The organism is Roseateles sp. GW821-FHT02E12, assembly GCF_059421665.1.
In genome coordinates this window covers 1,282,363-1,297,834 of sequence record NZ_JBWKVK010000002.1, presented here as the reverse complement: position 1 = coordinate 1,297,834, position 15,472 = coordinate 1,282,363, and the positions used below count along the sequence as shown (strand labels likewise).

Below are 15,472 nucleotides of genomic sequence, written 5' to 3'. Positions count from 1 at the left end.
AGTCAGCCGAGTAAACAGGCATGCGTCTGGCGAAAACCCTGACAACAAAGGCATGAAACGACCTTCCATTTTCAAAACACCTCACTATCATTCAGTTAAACGCTTTACCAAATGACTAAAAAACGACTCCCAACCCTCCGCGATGTGGCTGCTGCCGCAGGTGTCTCGACCGCCGCCGTCTCCAAGTTCTGCAGTGGCGGCCAGCGCTTCTCGCCGGGTGTCGAGGCCAGCATCCAGGCGGCCATCGACAGCCTCGGCTATCGCACCAACCACATGGCCCGCTCCATCGCGACCGGGCGCAGCGGCGCGGTCGGCCTGGTGGTGCTGGACCTCGGCAACCCGCACTTCACGGGCATCGTCAAAGGCGCCAGCCGCGTGGCCCAGGCCAACGACTACAGCATGGCCTTCGTCGACACGGCCGAGAGCAAGGCGCCCGAGCGCCATCTGGTGGAGACGCTGTCGCGACGCGTTGACGGCCTGGTCGTCAGCTCACGGCTGGCCGATGAATCCATCGAGTGGCTGAACGCGCTGGGCAAGCCGGTCGTCTTCTTCGGCCGCTACGGGCACCCGGGCGTGCACAGCGTGGGCGCCGACGGCTACCTGGCCGGGCTGATGATCGGCCGCCACCTGATGACGCTGCAGCACCGGCGCGTGGCCTACGTGGGCTTCCCGTCGTCGCGCTGGAATGCGGAGCGCATCCGCGGCCTGAGCGACGCGCTTGCCGAGGCCGGCCGCAAGCTGGAGATGCTGGACGTGGACGCGCCCTCCCCCGAGGCCGGCGAGGCCGCGGCCTCCCGCCTGCTGCTGGGCGGCGAGCGGCCCGACGCCATCGTCACCTACAACGACTTGATCGCTCTAGGCCTGATGAACGAGGCACGCGCGCTGGGCGTAGAGATCCCGCGCGACGTGTCCATCGCGAGCTTCGACGACATCGCCTACGGCCGCTACACCAGCCCGTCGTTGACGTCGGTGGCGATGAACAGCGAGCAGATGGGCGAGGTGGCCATGCAGCGCCTGCTGCAGCTCATCAACGACGAGTTGGAACACCCGTTCGACGAGGTGCTTGCACCGCGCCTGGTCGTGCGCGAATCCACCTGCAGGCGCGCGCCATGACGGCGCGGCGTCAATCAGGCGGCGGCTTTGGTCGAGCCCCGCACGACGAGCCGCGGCGTCAGGTCGTGAGCCTTGGCAGGCGCTTCCTCGCCGTCGATGGTGGCCACGAGGTTGCGCATCGCCCACTCACCCAGCAGGTCGGCATGCAGCTCCACGCTCGTCAGCGGCGGGCTCAGGAAGCGGCCGAAGGGCATGTTCTCGATGCCGGCAACCGACACGTCCTGCGGCACCGTCAGGCCCAGGTGGCGGGCCTCGGAGATCAGGCCCATGGCGATGAGGTCGTTGCAGGTGGCAATCGCCTGCGGGCGCTTCTGGCCCAGCAGCAGGCTGGACGCCAGCCGCGCGCCGTCCTCGGCGGTCGGGTTCGTCACCTGGTGCACGGCCAACTCGACGCCGGCCGACTGCAGCGAACGCCTCATGCCCAGCAGCCGCTCGGCATTGCCGGGTTGCGCGTCGCAGGCGACGTAGGCGATGTCGCGGTGGCCCAGGCTCAGCAGGTAGCGGCCCAGCATCGCTGCGGCCTGCTCGTCGCCGCTGGGCGCCTCGGTGGGCTCGCTCGCGCGGCCCAGGTCCACGAACGGCCGACCGTAGCTGGCCAGCAGCTTGCGCGCCGCAACCGGCAACGCAGCGGCCAGCACGATGCCATCGACCTGCATGCCGGTCACGCGGGCCAGCTCGCGCTCGGGCGATTCGCTCTGCAGCAGGTCGACGAACAGCAGGTCATAGCCCAGTGCCGTGGCCGCGCGGCTGGCGCCCTTGATGACGGCCGCGGTGTAGGGGTTCTCGACGCCGTAGACGAGTGCCGCGATGGCACCCGAGCGGCCCGTGACCATGCTGCGTGCCGCCAGGTTGGAGCGGTAGCCCACCTGCTCGATGGCTGCGGCGATGCGGGTCTCGACGGCCGCCGTGAAGCGCTGCTTGCCATTGACGAACTTGGACACCGCCGCCGTCGACACCCCGGCCAGCTCGGCGACATCGCGCAGGGTGGCTGGGGATTTGGTGGAGGACACGATGGGCTGGTGGGCGGCGCTGGATTGGCGCGGATTCTCTACCAAGGCCACAGCGATCGGAGCCGCGATGCAAGCTGATCGCTACGAGCCGCCGCTCAAGGCGCTGCCGCTGAACATGCTGGTGCGCGAGCAACTGCTGCCGCAGCTGGCGCACTACTTCAAGCTGCTCGACGCCGACGGCCTGGACACGCGCTTCAACGGCGCGCCGGTGTTCGGCCAGGGCGATGTCTTCCTGCCCGGCAAGGTGGCCATTGCGCTGGCCCACTTGCTGACGCTGACACCGCGCGACGACGCGGCCTTTGCGGGCTATCTCGCCGGCAGCCGGCGGCTGATGGCCCTCATCAGCCAGATGCCAGTCGAGAGCTGGGGCATCTACTACGCCCTGATGGCGCTGAACCGGCTGCGCAAGGCCGGGCTGCTGAGCGAGGCCGTCGACGCCGACAGCCAGGCGCGGCTGCGCGAGCGGCTGGACTGGCGCGTTTTCGTCGATGCGAAGACGCTGCGCCTGAAGGCACTGCCGACCAACTACTACGGCGTCGCCTTCGGCATCGCGCGGCTGCGCATGCTGATGGGGTGGGAGGACGCCAGCGCCAGCGAGGCCTTGTTGGCCAAGACGCTGGACCACTACGAGCGCTACTCGGGCGAGTTCGGCTACTCCGACGAGACCGAGGGTGAAGGCCGGTTCGACCGCTACAGCATCCTGCTGGCGGCGGAGTTCTGCGAGCGCTTCATCGAGACCGGGCTCGAAGTCACGCCGCGGCTGAAGACCCTGCTGGCGCAGTCCGCCAAGCTGGCCCTGCAATGCGCGACAGCCAGCGGTGACGGCTTCGGCTTCGGCCGCAGCATCGGGCCCTATGGCGACACCGCCATCGTCGAGATCCTCTCCACGGCCGCCTACCTCGGCCTGCTCGATGACGACACGCGCCGCCATGCCTACGCCTACAGCGTGCGCGCGGCAGCCAAATACGTCGACTTCTGGTTCGACCCGGCCCTGCACTCCGTCGATCTCTGGCGCAACGGCCGCAGCACCGATGGCTACCGCGGCCCGCACCGCATGCTGGGCGAGAACTTCTCCATCATTCACCAGCTGCTGTCCACCTGCGAGCTGTGGGACGCGGCCGGCCTGGCCGATACAGCGCCGCCCGCAGAGCTCGCCAGCTGGCTCGACAAGACGCAACCGAGCTTCGCGCTGAACTGGTTCGCCCGCGGCACCCACGACCGCGCGTTGGCCGTGCGCCGCGACCGCGGCCTCGTCTTCACGCTGCCGCTGATCAACGGCGGCACGGGCCAGCACGACAACGCGCCCTACTACCCCATTCCCTTCTCGCCGCGCCTCATCGAAGGCCGGGCCGAGAGCGGCGCGGCCCACCCGCAGCTCTTGTTCAAGCTCGTGCTCGCCGATGGCAGCGTGCTGCTGCCGACGTCCTTCATCCAGGATTTGCGCACCTGGCAGGACGGCGAGGAGCAGATGCTCAGCTACCGCCAGCCAGGGCTCAACCTCGTCGGCGCCAAGCAGCCCCGCCTGGACGCGCGCGTCACGCTGCTCACGGAGTACCGCTTCGGCCCCGGCTACATCCGACGCAGCGACCGGCTCCAGCCTGCCTCGCCGCTCCAGCTGGCGTCGCTGAGCCTGGACTTCGCCTGCATCTCCTTCGGCGCGCACGCCACAGGCATGGCCGTGGACTTTGACCACGGCGTGATCCGACGCTTCGAGGCCGAGGGCTTCACACAACTGAGCCTGCGCGAGCCCCCTGCCACCACGCTGCGCCCGCTGACCAGCGGCCCGGCGCACGCGCATCTGCATTTCTCAGGAACGGCCACACAGATGGCTGCCCCGCTTTCCCTCCGGTGGACGCTGAGCTACCGGTGACAACACCCCAAACATAAAGACGGAGACAGACGATGAAGGAGTTCACCACCAGGCGCATGACGCCCATCGCCGCCGCCATGCTGCTGCTGGCCGCCCAAGCCACGCTGGCACAGGAGGCCGCCAAGCCCAAGGCCGACGCGGCGCCGGAGAAGAACCAGCTGGAGCGCGTCGAGGTCACGGCCAACAAGCGCGTGGAGAAGCTGGAGAACGTGCCGCTCGCCATCTCGGTCTTCACCAGCGAAAGGCTGGAGCGCAGCAACGTGCGCTCGATGGAAGACGTCATCGAGCTGACGCCGGCACTGAGCGTCACCTACGGTTCGACGCCGGCCAACAACGGCTTGAACATGCGCGGCATCGGCACCTCGTCCATCGGCATCGGCGTCGAGTCCGACGTGTCGGTCATCATTGACGACATCCCCATGGGCGCGCAGTTCATGGCCTTCAAGGACCTGGCCGACGTGCAGCGCGTCGAGGTGCTGAAGGGCCCGCAGAGCACGCTGTTCGGCAAGAGCGCCATCGCCGGCGCCATGCTCATCACCACCAAGCCCATCGGCAGCGCCATCCGCGGCGACGCCAGCGCCCTCATCACCAACGACGGCGAAAAGCGCCTGCGCTTCTCGGTGGGCGGCGAGATCGCGCCCAAGCTGGGTATGCGCATCGCGGCCGCCGCCAGCGAGTTCGACGGCAACCTGAACAACCTCACCACCGGCAAGAAGGTCAACGGCAGCCGCGACCGCAGCCTGATGATGAAGCTGGCCTGGCACCCGACCGAGGAGATCGACGTCGAGTTCACGCCCACCTACAACAAGACCCGCAACGACTGCTGCACCTATGCGCTGACCAGCTTCGGCACCAACAACCAGCTGGCCGGCTACCAGAACGGCGTCGCGGCGCTGCCGGCCACGACGCTGCTGGCCGGCATCACGCCCGGCCCCACCAATCGCGACATCCGCATGGACTCGCCGACCGGCATCGAGTCCGAGATCAAGGGCGCGGCGCTGCGCATCAACTGGGCCATGCCCAACGGCATGACGCTGACCTCCATCACGTCCGCCCAGCGCTACACGGCCAACGACTACCGCGACCAGGACTTCACCGACGTCCACACGCTGCTGTCCTACCCGATCACCGCCGGCAAGCCCACCACCGGCCGCGACGCGGGCTACGTGCAGTACGGCACCTACCTGATCGACTCCAAGACCCAGGAGCTGCGCCTCACGTCGGCGGACGAAGGCAACTTCCGCTACGTGGCCGGCCTCTGGTGGGCCAGCAACGCCATCGACCGCTTCTTCAATCGCGGCTTCGACGGCATCGCGCTGTCCACGCCCATCGCCTACGTTGGCGACACGTCCAACCGCAACACCGCCATCTTCGGCCAGGCCACGTGGGAGTTCATGCCCGGCACGACGCTGGTGGCCGGCCTGCGCCAGAACCGCCAGGTCTCGGGCTACTCGCTGACGCTGAGCAACCCACTGCCCGCCGTCTTCACGCCCACGGCCGTGTACTCCAGCCGCGACAACAAGGAGGACTCGACGACCGGCAAGCTCAGCCTGCAGCGCCAGTTCACGCCCAGCTTGATGGGGTATGTGATGACGTCGACCGGCTACAAGGGCAAGGCCTACGACATCACCAGCGGCCTGACCGCCGCCACGGCCGCGCAGCAGCCGGTGCCGTCCGAATCGGCCAAGCACTACGAGCTGGGCCTGAAGGGCAACTTCTTCAACAACCGCCTGACGGTCAACGTCGCCGCGTTCAACACCAAGTTCAAGGACTACCAGCAGAACTCCGGCGGCTACCTGCCCGGCACGACAACCTATGTGACGCGGCTGAGCAGCATCGGCGGCGTGCAGACGCGCGGCGTGGAGCTGGACGTGGCGGCCCTCGTCACGCCCAACTTCATCGTCAACGCCGACATCGCCTACACCAAGGCCACCGTGTCCGACTGGCCCAACGCGCCTTGCTACAACGTGGCGGGCTCGCCCAACGGCGGCTTCAACCTGGAGTGCGTGCGCAACAACCCCGCCTACGGTGGCCAGAACACGCAGGACGTGACGGGCGGCGTCATGCCCAACGCACCGAAGCTGAAGCTGGGCCTGTCCGGCCGCTACGACGTCGCGCTGCCCGACGGACCTTTCAACCTCTTCTTCAGCGGCAACCTGCGCCGCCGTACCTCGGTGCTGACCAACATCAACCAGGACCCGACGCTGGCCGCACCGGCCATCACCATCGTCAACGTCGGCTTCGGCTTGAAGGACAAGGCCGGTAAATACCAGCTGGGCTTCTACGTCAACAACCTGTTCGACCGCCACTATGCCAATACCGGCTTCAGCGGCTTGGGCACCTGGCGCGTCAACCCCGTCAACAGCGGCTCCTCGTACGCGCACACGACCTGGACGCCGGCCCGCGACGCGTTCAGCTACATGGCGCTGCGCCTGGACGTGAAGTTCTGAGCATGGCCGGCCTCTTTGATCTGTCCGGCCGCACGGCCGTCGTCACCGGCTGCAACACCGGCCTGGGCCGTGCCATGGCCTTGGGGCTGGCCCAGGCCGGGGCCGACATCGTCGGCATCAACCGCTCCGACCCCGAGGGTTTGGGCGGCGAGGTGGCGGTGCTGGGCCAGCGCTACGTCGACCTGCGCGCCGACCTCGGCGAACTGCGTGATGCTCAAGGGTTGATCGACGAGGCCGCCGGCTTGAACGGCCGCATCGACATCCTCGTCAACAACGCCGGCATCATCCGCCGCCAGGCCGCGCTGGACTTCAGCGAGCGCGACTGGGACGACGTGATGGCGGTCAACCTCGGCGCCGTCTTCAAGCTCTCGCAGGCCGCGGCGCGGCGCTTCGTGGCCCAGGGCGGCGGCGGCAAGATCGTCAACGTCGCGTCCATGCTGTCGTTCCAGGGCGGCATCCGCGTGCCGTCGTACACGGCCAGCAAGAGCGGCGTGCTGGGCCTCACGCGCGCGCTGGCCAACGAGTGGGCGGGGCTGGGCATCAACGTCAACGCCATCGCGCCGGGCTACATGAGCACGCACAACACGGCCGAGCTGCGCGCAGACGTGGAGCGCAACGACGCCATCCTGGCGCGCATCCCCGCCGGCCGCTGGGGTGCGCCGGCAGACCTGTCGGGCGCCATCGTCTTCCTGGCCTCGCGCGCGTCCGACTACGTGCACGGCCACACGCTGGCCGTCGACGGTGGCTGGCTGGCGCGCTGACCGCGAGCTGCCCGCGCCCGGCCCGCGCTGGTCGGGCCTGGCGGACAAGAACACCGTCGCGGCCGTCCACCAGGTCTTCGCGCTGCTGCACGCCGTGGCCGACCACAACGGCGCCCCCACCTGGCAGCTGGCCGCCGAGGCCGACCTGACACCCCGCTTGGCCGAACGCATGTTGCGCACGGCCGCGAGCCTGGGCTATCTGCACGCCGACGGCGACGCCTGGACGCTGACGACGCGCGTCTTCGAGCTCGGCGCGCAGGCGCTGCGCAGCCCCGACCTGCTGGGCGTCGCCCAGCCCGCCATGCGCGCGCTGGCCGAGGCCACGGGCGAGCTGGTGCAGCTGGGCCTGCGCGACGGCGGGAACATCGTCCACCTGCACCGCGCCGAGTCCCGCGACGCACGCGGTTTGTCCACACCGGTCGGACACCGCGAGCCGCTGCGGCACTGCGCGCTGGGCTTGGCCGTGCTGGCCTGGGACGCCGCGCCCGGCCCCGATGCCGAACTGGAAGCCATCCGCGAGCAGGGTTACAGCGTTTTGCGCCTGCCGCACCTGTGCAGCGTCGCCATGCCCGTGTTCGACCAGCACGACGAAGCCATCGCCGGCCTGGCGGTGCACGTGCCGGTGAGCCGGCTGCAGGGCGACAGCATGGCCGCGCTGGTACCACGGCTGCGCGAGGCCGTGAACGCGATCTCGGCGGGGCTGGGCTGCAGCATTCGGTTCCGGATGGGGCAGGTCAGCGCCCCTGATTAGCCGGCTCTTCAGCGCAATCCGAATACCACGAGCAGTCAAGGCGATTCAGGCACGGAGCACGGATGGAGACCGTGCGGACTCACAGCGGTGCCTGCGGCCGCTCACCACAGTTTCACGCGCTGCTCAGGGGGCCGATACATCTTGTCGCCCGGCTTGATGCCGAAGGCCTGGTAGAAGCCGACCTGGTTGGCCAGCGTGCCCTTGACGCGGAATTCGCCCGGCGAATGCGGGTCGCTCTTGATCTGGACGATGGCGGCCTCGTCGCGCTGCAGCGTGCGGAACGCGCCGGTCATGCATGGCGGCCACGCAAGCCACCGCTCGTCAGCCGTCGCCGGCTTCAGCACGCCCTCAACCCGATGGATGCGCCACGCGCCTCGACGTTGGCGCGACTATCCACGGCCAATAATCGGCGTGTCGCCACTGCACGCGCGACGCCAGCCCCGTCGGTTCTCGTCCCCAGGGTTGTGCTTGGGAGGAGCCTTGGCCGCATCGAACGATTTGTTCCTCAGCTACCGCTGGGCCGACAAGCCCAGCGTTGCGCCGCTGCTCGCAGCGCTGCAAGCACGCGGCGTGCGCGTGTGGCAGGACGCGCGCGAAGTGGAGAGCTTCGCCAGCATCCAGCAGGCGGTCGGCACCGGACTGTCCGGCGCGCGTGCGCTTCTGGCGTGGTATTCGGGCCGCTACAACGAGTCGCGCGCGTGCCAATGGGAACTGACCGCTGCGTACTGTGCCGCGCAGGCCGAAGGTGACCCGCGACGGCGCATCCTGGTGGTGAACCCCGAACCCGGCAACGCGCACGTGCACCTGCCCGAGTTGTTCGACCAGCTTCACCTGAGCGCGCAGCACGCGCCTGACGATGAGCAGGCCGTGAACGAACTGGCCGACCGCATCGCCGCTGCGTTGCGCGACACCGTGCCGCCTAAGCCGCTGGGCGAGCTGCGCGCCCTGACGCCGCCTCGCTGGCTGCCGGCCATGGGCACCGGCTCCACGCGCTTCGTGGGCCGCCTGGGCCAGATGTGGGCGCTGCACGGCAAGCTGCTGGCGGGCCAGGCCGCCATGCTCACCGGCACCGGCGGCAAGCCCGGCGTGGCGCTGGTGCGCGGTGCCGGCGGCATCGGCAAGAGCCTGATGGCCGAGGAGTACGCGCTGCGCTTCGGCGCGGCGTATCCCGGCGGCGTGTTCTGGATTCGCGCCTACGGTCACCCCGATGGCGGCACGGCCCTCACGCCCGCGCAGCGTGCAGACCTGCGCCACGCCCAGGTGCTGGACCTGGCCATGGGCTTGGGGCTAGATACGCGTGGCCTGGAGCCGGCGCAGCTGCGTGCCGTGATGGCGCAACACTTCGATCAAGCGGCGCTGCCCTTCCTGTGGGTCATCGACGACCTGCCGCCCGACCTGGGCACCGAAGCGCTGGCCGACTGGCTCGCACCGCACCCGCTGGGCCGCACGCTCTTCACGTCGCGCACGCGGCGCTTCACGCACGTGGAGACGCTCGAGCTGCCGCAGCTCGACCCCCTGGAAGCCCGTGGCCTGCTGACGCGCCAGGACCCAAGGGCCGTCGATGACCCCGCGACCGCCGACGCCATCTGCGCCGCGCTGGGCCATCACGCGCTGGCCGTCGACGTCACCGCCGCGCTGGTGAAGCGGCGTGGCCTGCACGACACGCTGAAGGCGCTCGAGCGCACCGATCAAGACGTGCTGGACCTGGCCGCGCAGTTCGAGGAAGCATTACCCAACGGCCACCAGCGCCACATCGCCGCTACCTTCCTCGCCAGCATCCGGCAACTGGATGAGGCGCCGCGCGACCTGCTGCGCCTGGCTGCCGTGCTCGCCGCCGCGCCCATCCCGAGGCTGCTGCTGGTGCACGGCGTCGCCGAGGCGGCTGGCCTGGGCGAAGACGAGGCCAGGGACCGCGCCGACCTCGCCGTGGACCGCCTGCTGTCCAGCAGCCTGGCCGACGATGCGGGCCAAGGTGCCATCACAGTCCACACGCTGGTGTCCCGCACCATGCGGTTTGCCGATGGATCACCCGACGCGCTCGAGACATGGCGCGGGCACGCGGTCCAAGTATTGGCAGAGCAAATGACCCAGGCCGATGACATCCGCAACCACGCCCAGCTTGAGCCGTGGGTCCCACACGCGCGCGAGTTGAGTGGCTCGGCTGATGACCTGGCGACCATCGACCTCCTGAGATGGGTGGCCCGATACGACTTCGAGCGCGCGGCGTACTCGCTGGCCCGCGACGGCTTCCACCAGCAACAGGACGTTTGCAGGCGCGTGTTGGGCGAGGAGCACCCGGGCACGATGACGGCCATGAACAACCTGGCGATCACGCTGAGGCGTCAGGGCGACCTGCCCGGCGCGAGGCGGCTGCACGAGTTGGTGCTGGAGGCAAGGAAGCGCGTGCTGGGCGAGGAGCACCCGGACACGTTGATGGCAATGAACAACCTGGCTGAGACGCTACGGAGCCAGGGTGACCTGCTTGGCGCGAGGCGGCTGCAAGAGTCGGTGCTCGAGGCCAGGAAGCGCGTGCTGGGCGAAGAGCACCCGGACACGTTGACGGCTATGGGCAACCTGGCGGGCACGCTGAAGAGCCAGGACGACCCGTCCGGCGCAAAGCGGCTGGAAGAGTCGGTGCTGGAAGCCAGGAAACGCGTGCTGGGCGAAGAGCACCCAGCCACGTTGACGGCGATGAACAACCTTGCGGAGACGCTGCGGAAACAAGGCGACCTGCCCGGCGCAAGGCGGCTGCAAGAGGCGGTGCTGGAAGCCAGCAGGCATGTGTTGGGCGAGGAACACCCGGACACGTTGAGCTTGATGAACAACCTGGCGTGCATGCTTTGGGACCAAGACGACCAGCCCGGCGCGAGGCGGCTGCAAGAGTCGGTGTTGGAGGCCAGGAAGCGCGTGCTGGGCGATGAACACCCAGACACGTTGACGGCTATGAACAACCTGGCGATCGCGCTGAAGCGTCAGGGCGACCTGCCCGGCGCGAGGCAGTTGCAAGAGTTGGTGCTGGAGGCCAGGAAGCGCGTGCTGGGCGAGGAGCATCCGGATACGTTGATGGCGATGATCAACTTGGCGGCCACGCTGTGGAAGCAGGGCGACCTGTCCGGTGCGAGGCGGCTGGAAGAATCGGTGCTGGAGGTCAGCAAGCGCGTATTGGGCGAGGAGCACCCGGCCACATTGAGGGCGATGAACAACCTCGCATTTACGCTTTGGCAGCAGGGGGAGTTCGCCAGGGCGCGACAGCTGCAAGAGAACTGCGTCGCTGGCTGCACACGCACGCTGGGGCCGACGCATCCGAATACCCAGCAGGCCGCGCTGACGTTGACGCAAATACGTGACGCTACTGAATAGAACGGTGCCGGAAGGCAGACGTGGCGGCGACGGGTGTTGGGCTGGACAGGGCAGCGGCCGCCCCAGGGCAGAAGTTCTAGCGGGCCTACTCAGGCTCCGCAAAGCAGCCGTTCAACGTTGAAGCAGAACCGCGAGCAGCGGCTCAAACGACGGGCCAAGCTTCATTGCAGGCCGGCGACAAATGGGGACGCAACAACCAAACCGACGGCGAGAAGCATCGTGAGCCGAACCTTTTTGGACAGCTTTGCTGCCTTTGCTGCCAGGTTCGGATCGGTGAGCTCTTTGAAATCACCAGCCGCCAGGTTCCACCATTGTTCATGCTCGAACGCGGTGGTGCCAGCGTCATCCCTGCTCCGCGGGTCATTGAGCTCACTCATGCGGCCCGTTGCAGTCGCAACGTGCCTGCAGTAGGAGCGGAACTGAAGCATCACTGGAACGGCGTATGCCGCGTACATGGCAACCAGAACTACAAGGACTAATGCACCCGTGGAACTCATGAATTGCGGCCGCTCACCACAGCTTCACGCGCTGCTCGGGTGACCGGTACATCTTGTCGCCCGGCTTGATGTCGAAGGCCTCGTAGAAGCCGGCCTGGTTGGCCAGCGTGCCCTTGACGCGGAATTCGCCCGGTGAATGCGGGTCGCTCTTGATCTGGACGATGGCGGCCTCTTCGCGCTGCAGCGTGCGGAACTTGACGGCCCAGCCGATGTACAGCCGCTGCTCGCCGGTCAGGCCGTCGATCACGGGCGAAGGTTTGCCGCCCAAGGACTTGCGGTAGGCCTTGTAGGCGATGGTGACGCCGGAGTTGTCGCCGATGTTCTCGCCCAGCGTGAACTGGCCGTTGACGTGGTAGCCCGGCACCGGGCTGAAGGCGCTGTACTGCTGCACCAGGCCGTTGGCGCGCGCGGTGAAGGCGGCGCGGTCCTCCTCCGTCCACCAGTTGCGCAGGTTGCCATGGCCGTCGTAGCGGCTGCCCTGGTCGTCGAAGCCATGGCTGATCTCGTGGCCGATGCTGGTGCCGACGGTGCCGTAGTTGATGGCGTCTTCGGCCCTCACGTCGAAGAAGGGCGGCTGCAGCAGCGCCGCCGGAAAGGTGATGGCGTTCTGCAGCGGGCTGTAGCTGGCGTTGACGGTCTGCGGGGTGAAGCCCCATTCGCCACGGTCCACCGGCTTGCCCAGCTTGGCGATGCCGCGCTCAAAAGCGAAACGGCGGCCAGCGCGCACATTGGCGATCAGGTCGGTGCTGCTGGTGGTCAGGGCTGAGTAGTCGCGCCAGACATCGGGGTAGCCGATCTTGGGGGTGAACAGCGCCAGCTTGGCCTGTGCCTCCTTCTTCGTCGCCGGGCTCATCCACGCCAGTTCATCGATGCCTTCGCGGAACGTGGCGAGGAAATTGTTCACCATGGCCAGCACGCGCGCCTTGTTCTCGGGCGGGAAGTGCCGGGCCACGTAGAGCTTGCCCACCGCCTCGCCCATGATGGAGTCGACGAACTGCTGGGCTTGGCGCCAGGGCGGTTCGTTCTCGGGCACGCCGCGCAGCACCGTGCCGGTGAACGCGAAGCGCTCATCGGCCACCGCGGGCGCGAGGTAGGGGGCGTAGGCCTCCAGCACGTGCCACTTGAAATAGCTGTGCCATTGCTCCAGCGGCACCTCGGCCACCAGCTTGGCCAGGCCCGTGAAGTAGCTGGGCTGGCGCACCACCAGCGCGGTGGGCGAGTTGGCCTTGCCCGCGATGCCTGCGGTCCGCAGGTACGCCGACCAGTCCAGTCCGGGCGCTTCTTCGGCCAGTTGTGCGAAGGTGCGGGGGTTGTAGGTCTTCAGGGCCTCGCGGCTCTCCACGCGGGTCCATTGCAACTGCGCCAGCCGGGTCTCCAGGGCCAGCACGTTGGCCGCATGGCGTTCGGCCTGCACATCGCCCTGCACATTGCCCTGCATCGTGAACAGCCGGGTGATGTGCTGCACATAAGCCTGCCGCACGGCCGTCAGCTTCTTGTCCGTGTCGTTGAGGTAGTAGTCGCGGTCGGGCAGGCCCAACCCGGACTGGGCCGCATAGACAACGTAACGTTCGGCGTTCTGGGCGTCCTGCCCGACGAAGACACCGAAGGGCACGGTCACGCCCTGGTGCTCCAGCTCGGCCATCAAAGCGGCCAGATCCTGGTGGCGGGTGACGGCGTCGATGCGCATGAACTCGGGCGCCAGCGGCGCGAAGCCGCGCTCTTTGCGCGCCGCATCGTCGGTGAAGGTGGTGTACAGGTCGGCGATCTTTCGGGTCTCGCTGCCGGCCGCGCCCGGGTTCTTCAGCACGTCTTCCAGGATCGCCCGCACCTGCAAGGCTGCCGTCTCTCGCAGTTCGTCGTAGGTGCCCCAGCGCGCCTTGCTGGCGGGGATCTTGGTGCCGCGCGCCCAGCGGCCGTTGATGTAGGCGTAGAAGTCGTCCTGCAGCCGCACGGCCGGATCGAAGGACTTGACGTCGACGCCCGAGATCAAGGGCGTGCCCGCCTGCGCTGGCGCATCGGCCGCGAGCGCAGGCGCGCCGAGGCCCGACGCCGCCATAAGCAGGAAACTGATGCAGATCGACTTCATGACGGTCCTTGGTGGCGCCTTGGGTTCCGGTCATTCTTGCAGACGTCACGCGAGCGGCGTGCGGGTCGAGGACATGGACAGACCTGCTACATCAGTCGGCAGGCGGCGCAAGCGCTGGCAACAAGTCAGTGAGCTTCGCGGACGGCGCGGGCATCGCTTGGCGCGGCGCCATGCGGGTTGTCTCGTCCTGCGGCAGCGTCCTACCGCCGCAGTTGGCGGCGGTGCACATGGCGTCGACGGTGTCGCGGCTTTGCCGCCACTAGCCTCAGCGTGCGGCGGCAGACGCTGCGCGGTCCGCCGCCACCCGCCGCGCCTCGAACTCCAACGGCGGGGTTCCGAAGAAGGCGCCGCTGGTCTGAAGGCGAAGCGCCAACCGTTCGTCGGGTGGCTGGCCGCGCAGTTCGGCGCTGTAGCGGTGCGTCAGCTCGCGCGTCTCGGCGCCCATCGACTGCTGAGTGCGCGTCTCGAAGCGCAGGTTGGTGCCGTCGAACTCCAGCTTTTCGATGGCGCGCGGGTACTTCAGGTAGCTGGCCGTGCCGGTAAGTTCGCCGGCGTGGCGCTTGAACTCGAAGCGCTCGTCGTACTTCCCCGCGCTGCCGTACGACACCGTGCCCTGCCAGGTGTCCAGCAGCCGCGCTGAAGGGTCAGCCGGCACCCAGGGCTTCAGCCAGCACAGCGACGCCACGGTCCCAGCGGCCACCACCGCGCCGCCCAGGACCCAGGGCCACACGCGGCGCCGCGGTGCCACGCCCACGGCATCGCACAGGCGGCCCACGTCGGCGTCCCAGTGTTCGTCGCTCAGGCTCAGCGCATTGCGGCGTGCCAGTGGCTTCAGGGATTCGGGGAGATCGGCCTCGGACGGCATGCGGGCACCGGGCAACAACACGGGCACCACGCGCGCGCCGCTCTCCAGCGCCACAGCCACTTCCAGGCGCACGAAGTCGCCCTCGTCGTCGATGCGCCGCGCCCCCGACGCTTCCTCGCCGACCCACCGCGGGCCCATCAGCACGAGCACCGTCTGCGCATCGGCCAGTCGGGTGCGGATGGCCTGGACGAAGTCTTCGCCGGGCGCGATATCAAGCACGTCCCTGAAGACGCTGCCGCGGCCCAGGCGCTGTTCCAGCGCCTCTTCCAGGCGGCCGGCGTAGCCGGCGGCGTCGTCACGCCGATACGAGATGAAGACCCGGTTCGCGCAGCGGTCCATGGGAGGTTGCGGTTGAAGCCGCGTGGGAAGCGCAGCGTGGCGCCATTGTCAGCCAGGCCGCCGCTCCGACCAGTGTGGCGCAGCTTCGGCCTAGCGCACCGGGGTGGCGGTGGGGGTGCCACGGTCGACCGGCACGGCCGTGACGCTGTTCTGCGGCGACCGATTCCGTCCGCTCGATCCGGACATGCGGCTGACGCCTCACGGTCGAGGTCACCCCATCGACCCGTTGAGCAGCAGACATTCGTGGCGGGAAGACGCAGTAAGCGGCAGCCAGACCGGTTGGCCGGCTGCTTCACCTCCGACAGCGGTCATCGCTGCTGGCACGCCGCCAGGCGAGCCGATGACGGCTTCATGGCCCCGAGCGTGAAAC

11 protein-coding genes are annotated in these 15,472 nt (G+C 68.4%); 6 read left to right on the top strand and 5 right to left on the bottom strand.

Annotated features, from left to right (window positions below):
* Positions 1 to 144 precede the first annotated feature (144 nt).
* Positions 145 to 1,113, top strand: a complete 969-nt coding sequence (locus AC07V5_RS16720; RefSeq protein ID WP_495116802.1) for a LacI family DNA-binding transcriptional regulator — start codon at positions 145 to 147, stop codon at positions 1,111 to 1,113.
* 14 nt (positions 1,114 to 1,127) lie between these two features.
* Here AC07V5_RS16720 and AC07V5_RS16715 read toward each other — a convergent pair whose 3' ends face one another.
* On the bottom strand, positions 1,128 to 2,123 hold the full coding sequence (locus AC07V5_RS16715; RefSeq protein ID WP_495116801.1) for a LacI family DNA-binding transcriptional regulator: 996 nt from the start codon (positions 2,121 to 2,123) through the stop codon (positions 1,128 to 1,130).
* A 67-nt stretch (positions 2,124 to 2,190) separates the two neighbouring features.
* Here AC07V5_RS16715 and AC07V5_RS16710 point away from each other — a divergent pair, with 67 nt between their 5' ends.
* From AC07V5_RS16710 to AC07V5_RS16695, 4 genes are read left to right on the top strand one after another with little or no spacing between them, the layout of a single operon-like run.
* Complete coding sequence (locus tag AC07V5_RS16710) at positions 2,191 to 3,993, top strand: hypothetical protein (protein WP_495116800.1); 1,803 nt, start codon at positions 2,191 to 2,193, stop codon at positions 3,991 to 3,993.
* 32 nt (positions 3,994 to 4,025) lie between these two features.
* Entirely contained in the window at positions 4,026 to 6,443 is a 2,418-nt protein-coding gene (locus tag AC07V5_RS16705) for a TonB-dependent receptor (protein WP_495116799.1), read from the top strand.
* A gap of 2 nt (positions 6,444 to 6,445) precedes the next feature.
* Positions 6,446 to 7,204 carry a 2-dehydro-3-deoxy-D-gluconate 5-dehydrogenase KduD gene (gene kduD, locus AC07V5_RS16700; RefSeq protein ID WP_495116798.1) on the top strand — a complete coding sequence of 253 codons (759 nt, stop codon included), beginning with the start codon at positions 6,446 to 6,448 and terminating at the stop codon, positions 7,202 to 7,204.
* Entirely contained in the window at positions 7,185 to 7,955 is a 771-nt protein-coding gene (locus tag AC07V5_RS16695; protein ID WP_495116797.1) for an IclR family transcriptional regulator, read from the top strand. The genes kduD and AC07V5_RS16695 overlap by 20 nt, the downstream gene beginning before the upstream one ends.
* Positions 7,956 to 8,056: 101 nt before the next feature.
* On the opposite strand, the gene AC07V5_RS16690 is transcribed toward AC07V5_RS16695, so the two are convergent.
* Positions 8,057 to 8,299 (bottom strand): M13-type metalloendopeptidase, encoded by a 243-nt coding sequence (locus AC07V5_RS16690; RefSeq protein ID WP_495116796.1) that lies wholly within the window; start codon positions 8,297 to 8,299, stop codon positions 8,057 to 8,059.
* Between the two features lie 136 nt (positions 8,300 to 8,435).
* On the opposite strand from AC07V5_RS16690, the gene AC07V5_RS16685 reads away from it, so the two are divergent.
* Positions 8,436 to 11,315 (top strand): tetratricopeptide repeat protein, encoded by a 2,880-nt coding sequence (locus AC07V5_RS16685; RefSeq protein WP_495116795.1) that lies wholly within the window; start codon positions 8,436 to 8,438, stop codon positions 11,313 to 11,315.
* Between the two features lie 161 nt (positions 11,316 to 11,476).
* On the opposite strand, the gene AC07V5_RS16680 is transcribed toward AC07V5_RS16685, so the two are convergent.
* From AC07V5_RS16680 to AC07V5_RS16670, 3 genes are all read right to left on the bottom strand, one after another.
* The gene (locus AC07V5_RS16680) at positions 11,477 to 11,692 is read right to left on the bottom strand and encodes a hypothetical protein (protein ID WP_495116794.1); all 216 of its coding nucleotides are present in this window, start codon (positions 11,690 to 11,692) and stop codon (positions 11,477 to 11,479) included.
* Positions 11,693 to 11,825: 133 nt separating this feature from the next.
* Positions 11,826 to 13,898 (bottom strand): M13 family metallopeptidase, encoded by a 2,073-nt coding sequence (locus tag AC07V5_RS16675; RefSeq protein ID WP_495116793.1) that lies wholly within the window; start codon positions 13,896 to 13,898, stop codon positions 11,826 to 11,828.
* Between the two features lie 265 nt (positions 13,899 to 14,163).
* Complete coding sequence (locus tag AC07V5_RS16670) at positions 14,164 to 15,102, bottom strand: toll/interleukin-1 receptor domain-containing protein (protein WP_495116792.1); 939 nt, start codon at positions 15,100 to 15,102, stop codon at positions 14,164 to 14,166.
* Positions 15,103 to 15,472: the final 370 nt, after the last annotated feature.